This is a genomic window from Mesorhizobium sp. P3_A9, from assembly GCF_056402975.1.
Window position 1 is genome coordinate 1 of sequence record NZ_JBFUGJ010000146.1, and the last position, 14358, is coordinate 14358.

Consider the following 14358-nt stretch of genomic DNA (forward strand, 5'->3'; position numbering starts at 1 on the left):
CAGTGGACACGGCCTGCACATCGACGCCCATCACATAGTCGCCCGGAGGCAGATCGAACTGGCTGTCGGGGCCGTAGGCGTAGGTCACCTGATCGCGCGTGCCGTCGAGTTTCTTGGCCGCCTTGTACACCTTCCAACCCACATCGGTTTCAGCCTTCTCCCCGCCCTGGGTGTAGAAGGCGTTGGCCTTGGCCTTGCCGACGCCGACAATCATGTCCTTGTCGACAACCTGGCCGGCGACAAGCTGCATGGTCTCGCTCACCTCGCCGGCCCCCAACTTCACGGTGACCTTGGTCTCGCCGGCCGGAACGACGAACTTGACCTCGCCATAATTGCTGTCGGACGTGCCGCCGGGATAGGCGATGCTGATCTGCGCGTTGCGGTCGACATCGGCGCCGGGCGCCGGGCGGGCGTGGATGGAGAGCTCCGCGGCGTTCAGATTGAGCGCCACCTCAGTCGCTTTGTCCGCCGTCAGCGAGACCTTCTGCTCGGCCTTGGCGCCGCCGCTGGTGGCAACGACGATGTAGTTGCCAGCGGGAACGTGGAACTTGATGGCGTTGTAACCGTAGTTGACATTGTCTCCGCCGACGCCCTTTGCATCGTCCTTGAAGACTTCATAGTAGACGTCGATCTTCGGCGCTTCGCCGCCCTCTTTCAAGAATGCTTGCGGGATGAGATTGTAGTCGACCTCGGCCGCTTTCGGGGCGGGCGCGGGAGCAGGCGCCGGTTCGGGTGCTGGCGCGGGAGCCGGGGCTGGTGCCGGCGCTGCGACGGTTTCGACCAGCGCTTCCTGCAGCGCCTTCTCGTCGGAGGCCTGGATGTACTTACCGCCGGTGTTTTCGGCGAGGCAGGCGATCTGCTTGCCTTCATCGGCGGTCAGGCCGAAGCCGACGACGTCGGCGGTGAAGTCGACGCCGGACGCCTCGAGTTCCTTGCCAAGCGCACAGGGGTCGCCGCGGCAGGTCTCGAGCCCGTCGGTGATGAGGACGACGGTCGCCTTGTCCTCGGTGTATTTCAGCGCTTCGGCCGCCTGCTTGACGGCAGCCGTCAGCGGYGTCTTGCCGAGGAATTTCAGACTGTCGGCGGCATCCGTGATGGCGCTTGCCGAGCCCGCCTGGGGCGGTACGATCAGCTGGATGTCATCGCAGCTGCCCTTTTCGCGATGGCCGTAGGCCATGAAGCCGATCTCGTCGTCGGCGGGAACCGATTGAAGCACGGTTCTCAGCGACTCCCGGGCGATTTCGAGCTTGGGCTTGCCGTCGATCTGCGCCCACATCGAGCCGGAAGCGTCGAGAATGATGATGACCTTGTTTGCGGCAAAGCCGAACGTCGTCATGGAAAACAGGAGGATCGCCGCAGCGACGCCCCGCGCAAATACCGCCATCGAAATCTCCTGAGTTAGCCCCCTAGTCCGCACAGGGAAGCTATTTGACGCCGCGTCAGGACACAAGCCCGGGCGCAGCCATCTCGTTCAGGCGCCCTGAGCGGGAACAGAGCGTTCGTGCCGGTCAGCGGGCGTCCCGAGCCCAGACCGGCGTCCGGCTCAGTAGGTGGTGCGSCGCTCTTCCGAAGGCGGCCGRCCRAACTGCAGCCGGTAGCTCTGGGCGAAATAGGARTGCGAGGTRAAGCCGGTSGCGATCGCCACGTCGAGGATCGGCATRTTGGTCTGGCGCARCAATTCGCGCGCCCGCTCSAGCCGCAGCCGCATRTARTAGCGGCCRGGMGTGACRKTGAGGTGGCGCARGAACAGGCGCTCSACCTGGCGCACCGAMAGSCCSGCCGAYTTSGCMAGYTGYACCGCCGACAGCGGCTCGTCGAGATGGTCGGCCATCAGTTCGACGATGCGCCTCAGCTTCTCCGACTTGCCGGTCAGGTCGCGTTCCGGCCCGACGCGCTGGCGGTCGCCAGCCGAACGGATACGCTCGTGCTGGAATTGGTTGGCGACGCCATTGGCGAGGTTCGAGCCGAAATCGCCGCGCACGATCTCCAGCATCAGGTCGATCGAGGTGGTGCCGCCGGCGCAGGTGTAGCGCTTGCGGTCGATCTCGAAGACRTTGCCRGTGCAGTTGATGTCRGGRAAGCGCTCCATGAAGCCGGCGCGGTTTTCCCARTGGATGGTGCAGCGGTAGCCGTCGAGCTGGCCGGCCTCGGCCAGCAGGTAGGAGCCGACCGACAGTGCGCCGAGCGCGTTGCCRCGCCGGCCCCAGCTGCGMAGSGCCGCCAGMACCTTGCTCTTGCCGGGGAATTCCGTCGTCAGSCCGACCGAGACGAAGAGGATGTCGACCGGCGGCAAGTCGGCGACGGCATAGTCGATCTTGAGCGGCAGACCGTTGGACGCCATCACCGGATCGCCATCGGCAGACACCGTGGTCCAGCCGTAGAAATCGCGGCCGAGCAGACGGTTCGCCGAACGGAAGGTGTCGATGGCGGCGGCCAGCGAGAACATGGAAAACTTGTCGACCAGCAGGAAGGCGAACTGCCGGCCACCTTGAACGGGATCACTCGTGACCGGCCGTTCCGGGGAAATGGTGGGGTTCGGCAAAACTGGCGCTTTCAGGGTCAACCCGGGCTCAGAAGGAGGGCCGCTTCAATCCGGCCGCAAGGTAGGCGGAAGCTAACGTATTGGCCATCAGCATGGCAATGGTCATCGGCCCGACACCGCCAGGCACCGGCGTGATGGCGCCGGCTTCCTTGGCCGCCTCGGCATAGGCGACGTCGCCGACGAGGCGCGATTTGCCCTCGCCCTTCTCAGGCGCGGGAATGCGGTTGATGCCGACATCGATGACGGTGGCGCCGGGCTTCACCCAATCGCCCTTGATCATCTCCGGCCGGCCGACGGCGGCAACAAGAATGTCGGCCGTGCGGGCAAGCGCCGGCAGATCCCTGGTGCGGCTGTGGGCGATGGTGACCGTGCAGTTGGCGGCAAGCAGCAGATTGGCCATCGGCTTGCCGACGATGTTGGARCGACCGACGACGACTGCRTTGAGRCCGGACAGGTCCTTGCCGCGCACGCGYTCGATCARAAGCATCGAGCCGGCGGGCGTGCAGGGAACAAAGGCGGTGTCGAGTTCGCCGGTGCCGAGCTTGCCGACATTGATGAAATGGAAGCCGTCGACATCCTTCTGAGGCGCGATGGTCTGGATGACCTTGCCGGCGTCGATATGGGCGGGCAGCGGCAGCTGCACCAGGATGCCGTTGATCGCCGGATCGGCATTGAGGTCGCCGATGATCTTGAGCAGCGCCTCCTCGGAGGTCTCGGCCGGCAGCGTGTGCTGGAGCGAATGAAAGCCGCATTCCTTGGCGGTGCGCGACTTGGAGGCGACATAGACCTGGCTCGCGGGATCCTCGCCGACGATGACGACGGCGAGACCGGGCTTGGCCTTGCCCTTGGCGACCAGCTCGGCGGTCAGGGTCTTGACCGTCCGCACCACATCCTCGGCAACGCTCTTTCCGTCAATCACTTCGGCCATGAACCATCCTCAACACTGTTTTGCCCATCGCCGCTTTCGACAACACAACGCAGCGTCATCGGCAACATGCAGCGCGGCATTGTCACGAAAATCCCATCACGCAATCCCGCCAAAACGCCGTCCGATGCCGTTTACGCGAAACCGGGATGGTTTTGTTCGGCCTCGGCAACGTATTTTGTGGCTCAGAAATAGCGGCGGCGGGTGCGGCTCTCGGTGAGTTCGCGAACAGCCTCGCGGAATTCGCGCAGGCTGGCGCGAATTTCCTCGATCGGCGCCTGTTCGGCGCTTTCCTCTACCGGCGAAGGCTCGGCCGGTGGCTGGGCTGGATAGGCCGATGGTTGCGGCGGAGCGGGCTGTTGATATGGCACATGCCCGGCATAGGGCGCCATACCCTGGGCATAGGGGGAGCCTGCCGGCGGCTGTGGCTGCCAAGGCTGCATCTGCGGATAGCCCGCCTGCTGTGCAGGGGGATAGGGCGGCGGAGCCGGATAGATGGGCGGCGGCATCAGGGGCGACCGCGACGGCGGCCCCATTGGCTGGGAATAGGTGGCATCGAAGCCTGGCGGGAAAGGCGGCCGCGCATAGTCCGACGACCGAGGCATGAAGGCGGTATCCGGGTTCGGGACGCCGGAGGGCATGGCAGCATCCGCCGGCCGCGTGTTGCCGCCAAAAGCGGGGAACTCGCTGTCGTCGTCCGCCTCTGTGGACGGCTTGCTGGATACGGCGTTGCGCAGCTTCGCCATGAGAACGGCGATACGCCCGGGCCGTTCGACGGGAGCGGCTTCGGCCTGTGCCAAGGGCGGTGGTGATGCTGGCGGCGGCGATGCAGGTGGCGGAGGTGGCGGCGCCGGGGGCAACGGGGCTGCCGGCATTGGTGGCGCGGGCGGCGGTGCTGCCCGGAATGCCTGCTCCTCGAGAGGCGCTTTGCGCTCGCGGCGCGATCGCGAGTTCGCGGTCTCACGCAGGCTCTCATAGGCGCCGCGCATAGCGCCGAGGCCGACGCCAGAGGCAAAGCCGAGCAACAGGCCGGCAAGTGCCATCAAGGCTCGCGACGGCCCCTTTGCCTCGAGCGGTGCGAAAGCCTTGGAGATCACGTTCATATTGGCGGTGTYGATGTCCTTCTGCTCGSCGGTCTCCTTGGCGCGCAGMAGATATTGTTCGTAGACGGARCGCTTGGCRGWGGCCTCRCGCTCCAGTTCGCGCATCGATACCAGATCGTTGTTGACGTCGCCGCTGCGCACCTTGAGTTGGGCAAGGCGGGAGGAGAGATCCTGCTCGAGCTGGACAGCGCGTTTCAGATCGACCTGAAGCGAGGAGGCGATGCGGCGCAATTCGCCGGCGATGCGGTCGCGCGCGCCGGCGATCTGTGCGTTGAGCGCCTGGAGTTCGGGATGGCGCGGGCCAAGCCTGATGGCGGCACGGTCCGCCTCCTGCTTGAGCGTGGCATATTGCGAGCGCAGATCGCTCATCGTGTTGGAGTTGATCTCTTCCGGCAAGGTGCCGGAGAGAACCGAATTGACGTCGATCGAGCGCGCCGATGCCGCCCTGGCATTGAGCTCCAGCGTGCGGGCGCGGGCGACCGAGAGCTGCTCGTTGAGCTTCAGCATCTCGTCGTCGCTGATCAAATGGCCCTGTGCATCGACAAGATCATGCGAGGCCCTGAACTCCTCGACCTTGCGCTCGGMCACCTCGACGCCCTTGCGCAGTTCATCGAGCCTTGCCGTCAGTTCGTCGGTCGCGCGGCCGGCGGTATCGGACTGGATCTGGCCGAAGGTCTGCAGGAACACATCCGTCATCGTGTTGGCGATGAGCGCCGATTTCTCGCCATTCTGCGTGATCGCACTGACGGTGATGACGAAGGTCTTGCCGCCGCGCTCGACCGAGAGGCTTTCGGCCAGGTTGCCGACGGCAAGCGCGCGCCGGCGAACCTCGTCGGCGCCGCTCGGGCCATCCTGGTGCGGAAGAATCGAGCGAATGAGAGACCTGATGCCAAGGCCGCCGGCCCCCTGACCATTGAACTCCGGATCGTTGCTCAGGTTGAGCTTGTCGACAACCTTGTTGAGAACGGTGCCCGATGTCAGCACCCTGACCTGGTTTTCGACGATGGCAAGCGTGGCGTCGGAGGCGACCACATTCTGGGTGAGGTCGCGGTCTGTGAGCTTGAGGTCGCGTGGATCGACGATCAGTTCGGTGGTGGCTTCATATTTTTTCGGCGTCGACAGCGCGATGGCGATGCCGAGCCCGGCACCGATCAAGGTGGTCGTGATGATCAGCAKCTTCGACCTGGCAATGCCGCGSAYCACCTGCATCGGATCGATCAGGGGTTTCCACTGCTGATCATCCCTGCGATCGCCAAAGGACGCATTCGCTTCGCCCTCATAGCGGGGTCCAGAGGTCTCATGAGACCGAGCACCGCCGGACGGTTCTTCAGCGGCTGACCGTGCGTACGGCGTGGCCGGCGGCAGATCGCTGGTGCCGGTGTCGTCCTGCGAGCGCCAGGCGTCATCCTGTGTAGCCGCTTGCGGCTGCTCGTCCGGCCGGAACCGCTCTGTTCCGGCGGCAGCGGATGGCGTCGGGTTCGCCCGCGCCTCACGACGTGAACGGGCAAGGCGATGGCGCGTGGCGGCATCCTCGCGCCAGGCCGAATCTGCCCGGTCCCCTATCGAGACCAGGGACGCGTCATCCTCACCGCGCATGGCCTGGCCGAGCGCCAGCAATGAACGCTCACGCCTCCAGTCTTCACGGTTTTCCCTGTCGACCATTGTCTTGGAGCTTCACTCTTTGGCCGCTTGGCAGCGGCAGTCGGCCAATCGTTAAGTCACGCTAAACAAGCATAGGAAACAAAAGGTTAATTTCGGCAGGCCGGCGGGTAAGCTTTTCATAACCTCACGGGCGGGAATTTCGGCGCATCCGGGCCTCAAAACGGCACGTTAAGCTTTGCTGCCTATGGCTTGCCCAGACATGACCGAGGCTCGCGGCATATCGCAAAGGCGGACTTTCGCCCGGATCGGCACTTTCGTGGCCGAACGACGGGGGCTGGTGCGCGACTATTTTTCGGCGATCAGCGGCGCCGGCGGGCGACTGGTGTTTTCGCTGGCCTATTTCATCGCGCTCGCCAACACGCTGTCCATCTCCGAATTTGGCATGTTCGCCACCGCTTCGGCGGCCGGCGTGATGCTGTCGCGGATCCTGGCCTTCGGTTTCATCTCGGCGCTCTATCGCACCGCCACCATTCGCCCCAATCTGATCGGTACCTTCACCGCCGGCTTCCTGCTGCTCGGTGTCGCCTCGCTGCCGCTCTTGGCCGCGGCCTCGTTCGGCGTCTACCTGCTCTTCTTCGCCGGCACCGTGCCGCTGTCGGTGTTTTCCACGATCGTCTTTGCCGAAGCACTGTTGTGGCGGCCGGTGGAGGTGGCGCTGATCGTCAACAACGGGCTGGGCAAATTCGGCCGTGCCGCCGTCCTGGCGATCGCCGCCACGGCGCTGCGGGCGCTGGGCGCGGTGCTGTTCATGCTCTCAGCCCAGCACAGCATCTGGATCTGGTCATGGTTCTATATCGGCGCCAATGCCGCCTCGCTGGTTCTGGCTTTCGGCTGGTTCTATCCGCGCCAAAGACTGCGGCTGCGCATCGAGCTTTATCTCAGGCGACTGGCGGATTCCCTTTACGTGGCCGGCGCCGAAATCCTGTTCTACCTGCAATCGGAATTCGACAAGCTGCTGGTGCTGGCGATCGGCGGCCTGCATCTGGCCGGTATCTATGCCATCATCATGCGGCTGGTCGACCTGACGGCGATCCCGATCCGCACCTTCTCGATGATGCTGGTGCAACGCATGATGCGCGCGCCAGACCTGTTGTCGCGGCTGACGGTCAAGAGCGGCATCGAGGGTGGCGTGTTCGCGGTCTCGACCGCGGCGCTGCTGGCACTGGGTATCGTACTGCACTTCTTCCCCAACGCACTCGGCAAGAATGTCKCMGARGCCGCSCCCTTGGTGGCGCTGGCGATCTGCGTKCCGGGAYTGCGCAATCTGGTCGARTACCAGGCCGAGCTTCTSTTCGCGCGCGGCCAGACGCTGGTGCGGGCGCTCAAYCTCGGCCTGCTSGCMGSRYTAAAGGCGSTGCTGCTGACCTATGTGCTGACCACCATCGCCGATACGTCAAAGCTGGTGCTGTCGCTCAACATCGTCTTCCTGCTGCTCTATCTCGCTTCGATGCTGCTGACTTATTCGGCAATGCGCAAGCCAGCGAAAGCGATCTGAATTCAGGTGAGGCCGGCCTGCAAACGGCGGCTTCCTGCGCTTCCGGTGCTCACGTACGAAGAGTACGCTCCGCTCCGGTTCTCGGAGGCCACCGTTTTCGACTCGGCCTGACCTAAATTCCTGCGCAGGCTAATCCAGCCCGATCAGGCGGCGGATGCGGCCGATATCGGTGCCGATGAAGGATTGCATGCCGATCGCCACCTGCTCCGGCGCCATGCCGGCAACGAAGCGGCGGAACTCATCGTCCGACAACGCCTCGCCCGTCCAGTGGACGCGGCAGAATTCTTCCGAACCGTGGAAGTGGCCGGCGCCGTCGAGCACATCGTCGACATAGCGGCCATAGATCATGCATTCAGAGAATCTGCGCGCCGAGCCGACGACCTCGACCCAGTCGCGGCCATGCACCTTCTCGATCTGGCCGCACATGGCAAGCACGGCGTCGCGGCGCCAAGCGATCAGCGTCGAAATGTAATCGTGGACCGACGTCCGGGACGGGTCGATGCCGAGTGCCGAACCCGCATTGCGCGACCAGATGCGATGCTCGTCGTGACCGTCATCCGCCAGCACGCCGTCGCGGCGGAACAGCCGCGCCTTGCCGTCGCGCCAGAAGGCGGCGCAGTCGAACGCCTTCAGGAAAGCGACATCAGAATCGCAGAAGACCAGAACGTCTTCCCTGGCATGGTTGGCGATGGCAATGCGACGCAGCTGCTGCACGTGCCAGCCGCGCAGCGGCTGCGTCTTCAGGCTGAGCCAGACACGCCGGCGAAACAGGCTGAGCGGATCGTCGAAAGCATGCAGCCAGCGCGGCAACAGGTCACGTTCGTCGACGATCGTGCGCCGGCTTGTCTCCAGCTGACGGAAGAGCGCGACGTCGCGATGTTCGACCAGGATGTAGTGGTGCGCGGCACCCGAGACATGCCGGTCGAGGGTCTCGCACAACAGGCGGCAGCGCTCGAAATCCGGCGCGTAGCTCGCCGTCACCACCGCCGCAGTCGGCGTCTTCAGCAACAGGCCCGGGCCGGCAAGGGCCTCTGGAACGAACCGCTCGTTCAACGGAGATCTCCGTCCGTTTCGGCGCCATGCGACCATCTCTGCCTCACGACCCGCCACAGGAAAACAGGATTGCCGACCACGTAACGGCGCCAGAGCCGGCCCGGCTCGACCGCCAGCCGGAACAGCCATTCCAGGCGCAGGCGGCGCATCCATAGCGGCGCGCGCGGCACCGAGCCGCTCAGGAAATCGAGCAGCGCGCCGACCGCGACCGGCATGGTGCAGTGGCGTTCGTCGATATGGCGTGCGATCCAAAGTTCCTGGCGCGGCACGCCCATGGCGACCAGCAGCATATCAGGCCGCAGCGCTGCGATCCGGCCGATGATCTCCGGCTCCTGTTCGGCGGAGAAATAACCGTCATGAATGACCACGAAATTGTGCTGCACGGCAAGGGCGGCCAGCTTGACCGACGCCGCCTCGGCGTTGACACGCGTCGCGCCGAGCAGCCCGACGGTCAGCGGCCGCGTCGAKGCCTGCAGGAAGGCCGGCACGAAATCGGTGCCGTTGAGATTGTCSGGRAACGGCGCGCCATAGAGAACCTTGGCGGCGAGATCGACGCCGATGCCGTCCGGCAGGATGAGGAAATCGTCGAGCGCCTCGGCGAAGACCGGATCGGTATGGGCGATGTTGGCGTTGTGGGCGTTGAGGAAACTGACCTTTGTGAAGCGCCGTTCGGCGATCAGGCGGTTCAGCAGGGCAATGGCATCGTCCCAACGAATGGAGAGCACCGAAATGCCAAGGATCGCCTTCAAGCTGTCTAGCCCGAACGTGATGCGGGCGGTGTGCATGTTCATGCGAACACCTCCTGCCTGACGCCCCCGAGTTTTTCCAAACCGAGCCGGATGGCGACATCGAGCGCCTTCACCTGCTGGCGATGGAATGCGCTGCCATCGACGTCCCGGACGTCGGCCGCCGCGGCCTCCAGCGCCTTGGCGAAACTGGCCGGATCGTCGGTGACGACGCAATTGTCCGGGCGATGGTCGATACCGCGCAGCGAGCGGCTGGTGGCGACAGACGGCAAGCCAAGCTCGAAAGTCTCTATGGTCTTCAATTGCACACCGCTGCCGGCRGTGCTGATCAGCGGGATGACGGCSSCGCCGCGCACGAATGCCCTGGCATCCGGGACACGGCCGACAAACTCGACGCCCGGATGCGCCGAAGTGACGCCAGAGGGCATGTGGCCCGCGATGCGGATGCGGAAATCGGGCCGCAGATGCGGCACCACCTTGCCCAGGAACCAATCGAGGCCGATGCGGTTCGGCTGCCAGGTCCAGGTGCCGATCAAAGCGGCGTCGCAGTCGATCCGGCGTGGGCCTTTCCGGGTTGGCGCCTTGGCACCGGTGACCAGCGGCAGCACCGCCGAGCGGCCGTCGGCGGCGACGCCGAGTGCCGCGCGGTCTTCCTCGGCCAGCGTGAAGACAAAGCGCGCGCGGCGGCAGAGACGCTCTTCCACGACCTTGAGCAGCCTTGCCTCGCGGCGAAACAGCAGGCGCTGGAAGAGGCCACCGGCGGCAACGGCGTTCTCTTCCGCCGAGAGATGCTCGACGTTGTGGGCGACGAAGATCGAAGGCTTGTCTTCGAAGAGCTTTTCGAAGGCACCGGCGAACTGCACGGAATTCAGCACATAGCCATCGAAGGGACCGGCCTGTTCGATGGCGGCCCGGACATCGTGCTCGGGCACCGCGCGCAGCTTGACCGACGCGAAGGTGAGGCCCGAAAGCACCGCCTTGCCGACCCAGGCGAGTTTTTGCAGCGCGGATGCACTTTCGGTGCGGACGTCGATGGCACCCAGCACCACGGTGTTTTCGGGGTCGGCAGCGCCCTTCCCGGGCCACGTGAAGCCGATCACCGTGACGCGCGCGCCGGCGCGCCGCAAGGCGGCGATGATCGCAGCGTTGGCGATCTCGTAGCCCGAGGCGAGGGCACCGTCGGGCACGATCGATGTGGCGAACAACAGATGCATCTACCTATCCTGTGGTGTAGCCGGTAGCAAAGCGCGGTGAACCCATGATTAAGCGAGCACAATCAACGGCCGAAAGCGCCTGCCTGACGGGCGTCTCCGCGCAAGGTGATTAACGAAACCTTATCACCGTGGTGCTACCAGAACGCGACTCAGATGTGGCTGGACACGGATGATCCCTTTGCCATCGGATGGTTCGGTATCGATCGCTGGACGGTCTCCCCGGCTTGACGTGGAGGCTGTCGAAGCGGTCGTCACCTTGCCGACCTTCAAGCGGCCCGAACAGGTGCTGGACACGCTGGCGTCGCTCAACGCGCAGCAGACCGGCAGGCGCTTTGCCGTCATCGTCATGGAGAACGAAGGCGAGGCGCGCGAAGGCGCCAAGGCGGCGCTGCCGTTGTTCGAGCGCGGCGAGATGCCGGGCATGGTCATCATCGCGCATGAGCGCGGCAATTGCAGCGCCTACAATGCCGGCTGGCAGACAGCGATCCTGCATTTCCCCAACTTCAGGCATTTGCTGGTCATCGACGATGACGAGATCGCCGATCCGCACTGGCTGGAACGCATGTGCGCGGCTGCAGAAACGCTCGGCGCCGATATAGTCGGCGGACCGCAGGTGCCGGTGTTCGCCGACCCTGCCCATGCGAAATGGGCCGAGCATCCTGTCTTTGCGCCGCCCTACCGGGAGACGGGACGCGTGCCGGCGCTCTATTCGTCCGGCAATCTTCTGGTCGGGCGCAACGTGCTGGTCGCCATGGGGCCGCCCTTCCTCGATCTCAGATTCAATTTCATGGGCGGCGGTGACTCCGACTTTCTCAGCCGGTCGGCGCAACGGGGCTTTGTGCTCGGCTGGTGCGCCGAGGGCCAAGTGCGCGAAACCGTTCCGGCGCGGCGTGTCGAGGCCGACTGGATCCGGGCCCGCAGCCTGCGCAACGGCGTGATCTCGACACTGGTTGAGAAGAAGAAGCGCGCGGGCACGCCGCTGGCCGGCGCCAGAGTGTTCGCGAAGAGCCTAGCGCTGCTTGTCGCCTCGCCGTTTCGCGGCCTGATCCGGCTGGCGCGGACCGGATCGCCGGCGATCGCCATCTACCCCGTCCATGTGGCCTTGGGCCGCGTGATGGCCGAATTTGGATATGCCAATGAGCAGTATCGCCAGCCCGAGAAAAACTGAGCGCGCCCCGCTCAGCGACGCGTTCACGCGCGACGGCGTGGCGACCGCGATCGCCGCACTGCTGTTCACCGTCATCATGGTGTCGTTCCGCCCGTTCCAGCCGGCCGGCGCCGAACTCACCGGCGACGGCGGCGACATCGTCAACCAGCTCGGCTTCGGCTCGCTCGGCGCCGTTTCGATCTTCTCGCTGATGGCCTTCGCCGATCCGCGCATCGTGCGCTCGCTGCTCAGCCCGTCATGGGTGCTGATGCTGGGTTTCTTCTTCTTGTCGGTGGTGCTGGCGACCGATCCGCCCTCGGCGATGCGCGCCGCGTCCTTCACCATGATCGGCATCCTGACGATGGCAACGATCCTGGCGCTGCCGCGCGATGCCGAATCCTTCTCGAAAGTCATCATCTTCACCGCTGTCGTGGTGATGGGGCTTTCCTATCTCGGCCTCATCGTCTTTCCGCACGAGGCGATGCACACGGCCGATTCCCAGGAGCCAGAGCATGCGGGCCTGTGGCGCGGCGTGTTCACCCACAAGAACATCGCCGGCCCGATCATGGCCTGCCTCAGCTTCGCCGGCCTCTATCTCTACCGGCGCGGACAACGCTGGTGGGGCGCAGGCATCTTCTGTGCGGCGATGATCTTCATGCTGCACACCGGCTCCAAGACCACTGCCGGCCTGGTGCCGTTCTCGATCCTGATCGTGGTGCTGCCGAGCCTGATGGGCATGCGCCTCGGCACGCCGATCCTGTTTGCGCTGGCGATCATCGCCACGGCGGTCGGTACGCTGGGCATCGTTTTCCTGCCGCCGGTCAAACATCTGGCGGCGATCTATTTCCCCGACATGACCTATACCGGCCGCACGACGCTGTGGGAGTTCGCCGGCTCGATGCTAGCGAAGAAGCCATGGACCGGCTACGGCTATGAGAGCTTCTGGGGCACGCCGCTGCTGCTCARCCAGGACCAGCCTTTCGACCGGCCCTGGGATATCAGGACCATCGTGCACGGCCATGACGGCTATCTCGACATCGCGGTGCTGATGGGCATTCCTGCCCTTTGCGTGGCGGTCTACACCTTCCTCATCGCGCCGCTGCGCGACTACATGCGCATTCCGCTGCGCCGGGAAAACATCTTTCTCGGCGACTTCTTCATGATGGTGGTGCTGTTCACCGCGCTCAATGCTTTCCTCGAGAGCTTCTTCTTCCATCGCGGCGACCCGGTCTGGCTGTTCTTCGTGCTCGGCGTGCTTGGCCTGAGGCAAGTGTCGCTGCGGCCGATCGCGGTGCGCGGCCCCGATCGCGATTCTCGATCTTCGCACCCGGCCTGACGGGGCTTCCCCAGGGAACCGCGAGCGTCTATGTCAGGGCCTTCCTTCGGAGGGCTTTCGATGACGATCAGGCTTGTTCTCGCCGGCTGCGGCAATATGGGTTACGCCATGCTCTCGGGCTGGCTGAAATCCGGCAAGCTCGCGCCATCGGCGGTTTTCGTGGTCGAGCCCAATGCCGATCTGCGCCAGCGCGCCGCCGCACTCGGCTGTGCGACGGCTGCTGATGCCGGCGACATTCCGGCAGACGCCGTGCCTGACCTCGTCGTCATCGCGGTGAAGCCCCAGGTGATCCGCGAGGTGACGGCCGCCTACAAGCGTTTCGGCGACGGCCGCACCACCTTTGTCAGCATCGCCGCCGGCACGCCCGTGGCGACCTTCGAGCATATCCTTGGCAACAGCGCGCCGATCGTGCGCTGCATGCCCAACACGCCAGCCTCCATCGGCAAGGGCATGATGGTGGTGTTTTCCAACCCGCTCGTGTCCGATGATACCAAGCGTTTCGTCGCCGACCTGCTGTCGGCCAGCGGTGAAGTGGCCACGATCGACGACGAAGGCCTGATGGATGCCGTGACCGCCGTGTCGGGATCGGGGCCGGCCTATATCTTCCACTTCATCGAAGCGCTGACCGTGGCCGCGGAGAGAGCGGGCCTGCCGGCGGCAACCGCCAGGCTGCTCGCCATGCAGACCGTCTACGGCGCTGCCTCGCTCGCCGCCGAAAGCCACGAAGACCCGGGCGTGCTGCGCCAGCAGGTGACCAGCCCGAACGGCACGACGGCGGCGGCGCTTGGCGTGCTGATGGGCGAGGACCGGCTGACCAATCTAGTGACGCAGGCAGTGGAAGCCGCGCGGCTGCGGTCGATCGAACTGGGGAAGTAAGACCTCAGTTCGCCCCGTACAGCATCTCRTCYTGCAGCYKGCGCAAGGCGWACAGCCTSGTCGTCTGGTCGGGCGCGGCATTGTCGGYGGTCAGCAAYTCGCCYTTCCTGACCGGCCTCAGCACCTTGCCGCCYTCGAGCAGGCCGACCGGCACGGCGTGSTKRGYGCGGGCKTCGYCGACGGTCATGGTCCAKGAGCGGTAGCAGGTCTCGCCGATSGCATCGAAGGTCTCGCCAGCAGCCAAGTCCCGCTTGGCGAC

12 protein-coding genes are annotated in these 14358 nt (G+C 65.0%); 4 read left to right on the top strand and 8 right to left on the bottom strand.

All coding sequences use genetic code 11. The features are described 5' to 3' along the window. The 4 genes from AC1DX0_RS19620 to AC1DX0_RS19635 form a co-directional block, all read right to left on the bottom strand. Window positions 1–1384, bottom strand: a 1384-nt coding sequence (locus tag AC1DX0_RS19620; protein WP_477356498.1) for a vWA domain-containing protein, incomplete at its 3' end; no start/stop codon positions are given. Between the two features lie 159 nt (window positions 1385–1543). Beyond that, window positions 1544–2542: a GlxA family transcriptional regulator gene (locus tag AC1DX0_RS19625; protein ID WP_477356510.1), complete on the bottom strand. Its 999-nt coding sequence runs from the start codon at window positions 2540–2542 to the stop codon at window positions 1544–1546. Between the two features lie 28 nt (window positions 2543–2570). Further along, window positions 2571–3470, bottom strand: coding sequence for a bifunctional methylenetetrahydrofolate dehydrogenase/methenyltetrahydrofolate cyclohydrolase FolD (folD, locus tag AC1DX0_RS19630; protein ID WP_477224001.1), 900 nt, complete (start codon window positions 3468–3470; stop codon window positions 2571–2573). A 182-nt stretch (window positions 3471–3652) separates the two neighbouring features. Next, the gene (locus AC1DX0_RS19635; protein WP_477356500.1) at window positions 3653–6232 is read right to left on the bottom strand and encodes a GumC family protein; all 2580 of its coding nucleotides are present in this window, start codon (window positions 6230–6232) and stop codon (window positions 3653–3655) included. A gap of 199 nt (window positions 6233–6431) precedes the next feature. Between AC1DX0_RS19635 and AC1DX0_RS19640 the strand changes: the two genes are divergently transcribed. Continuing rightward, the gene (locus AC1DX0_RS19640) at window positions 6432–7727 is read left to right on the top strand and encodes a lipopolysaccharide biosynthesis protein (RefSeq protein WP_477356502.1); all 1296 of its coding nucleotides are present in this window, start codon (window positions 6432–6434) and stop codon (window positions 7725–7727) included. A gap of 129 nt (window positions 7728–7856) precedes the next feature. Here AC1DX0_RS19640 and AC1DX0_RS19645 read toward each other — a convergent pair whose 3' ends face one another. From AC1DX0_RS19645 to AC1DX0_RS19655, 3 genes are read right to left on the bottom strand one after another with little or no spacing between them, the layout of a single operon-like run. Then, complete coding sequence (locus tag AC1DX0_RS19645) at window positions 7857–8780, bottom strand: DUF6492 family protein (protein WP_477224004.1); 924 nt, start codon at window positions 8778–8780, stop codon at window positions 7857–7859. Continuing rightward, a complete protein-coding gene (locus AC1DX0_RS19650; RefSeq protein ID WP_477224005.1) occupies window positions 8777–9571 on the bottom strand; it encodes a WecB/TagA/CpsF family glycosyltransferase in 795 nt (264 codons plus the stop codon). Before AC1DX0_RS19650 ends, AC1DX0_RS19645 begins: the two co-directional genes overlap by 4 nt. Then, on the bottom strand, window positions 9568–10740 hold the full coding sequence (locus AC1DX0_RS19655; protein WP_477356504.1) for a glycosyltransferase family 4 protein: 1173 nt from the start codon (window positions 10738–10740) through the stop codon (window positions 9568–9570). Before AC1DX0_RS19655 ends, AC1DX0_RS19650 begins: the two co-directional genes overlap by 4 nt. Window positions 10741–10909: 169 nt before the next feature. Between AC1DX0_RS19655 and AC1DX0_RS19660 the strand changes: the two genes are divergently transcribed. From AC1DX0_RS19660 to proC, 3 genes are read left to right on the top strand one after another with little or no spacing between them, the layout of a single operon-like run. Beyond that, on the top strand, window positions 10910–11908 hold the full coding sequence (locus tag AC1DX0_RS19660) for a glycosyltransferase family 2 protein (RefSeq protein WP_477224007.1): 999 nt from the start codon (window positions 10910–10912) through the stop codon (window positions 11906–11908). Next, complete coding sequence (locus AC1DX0_RS19665; RefSeq protein ID WP_477356506.1) at window positions 11877–13223, top strand: O-antigen ligase family protein; 1347 nt, start codon at window positions 11877–11879, stop codon at window positions 13221–13223. Before AC1DX0_RS19660 ends, AC1DX0_RS19665 begins: the two co-directional genes overlap by 32 nt. 60 nt (window positions 13224–13283) lie before the next feature. Continuing rightward, the gene (gene proC / locus AC1DX0_RS19670) at window positions 13284–14099 is read left to right on the top strand and encodes a pyrroline-5-carboxylate reductase (protein ID WP_477224009.1); all 816 of its coding nucleotides are present in this window, start codon (window positions 13284–13286) and stop codon (window positions 14097–14099) included. A 4-nt stretch (window positions 14100–14103) separates the two neighbouring features. On the opposite strand, the gene AC1DX0_RS19675 is transcribed toward proC, so the two are convergent. Further along, the coding region (locus tag AC1DX0_RS19675; RefSeq protein ID WP_477356508.1) for an SAF domain-containing protein at window positions 14104–14358 on the bottom strand (255 nt) is incomplete at its 5' end.

Bases quoted from the DNA above. Each gene is read 5' to 3' on its own strand.
- proC (WP_477224009.1), top strand. From the start codon at position 13,284: ATGACGATCAGGCTTGTTCTCGCCGGCTGCGGCAATATGGGTTACGCC.
- AC1DX0_RS19660 (WP_477224007.1), top strand. From the start codon at position 10,910: ATGATCCCTTTGCCATCGGATGGTTCGGTATCGATCGCTGGACGGTCT.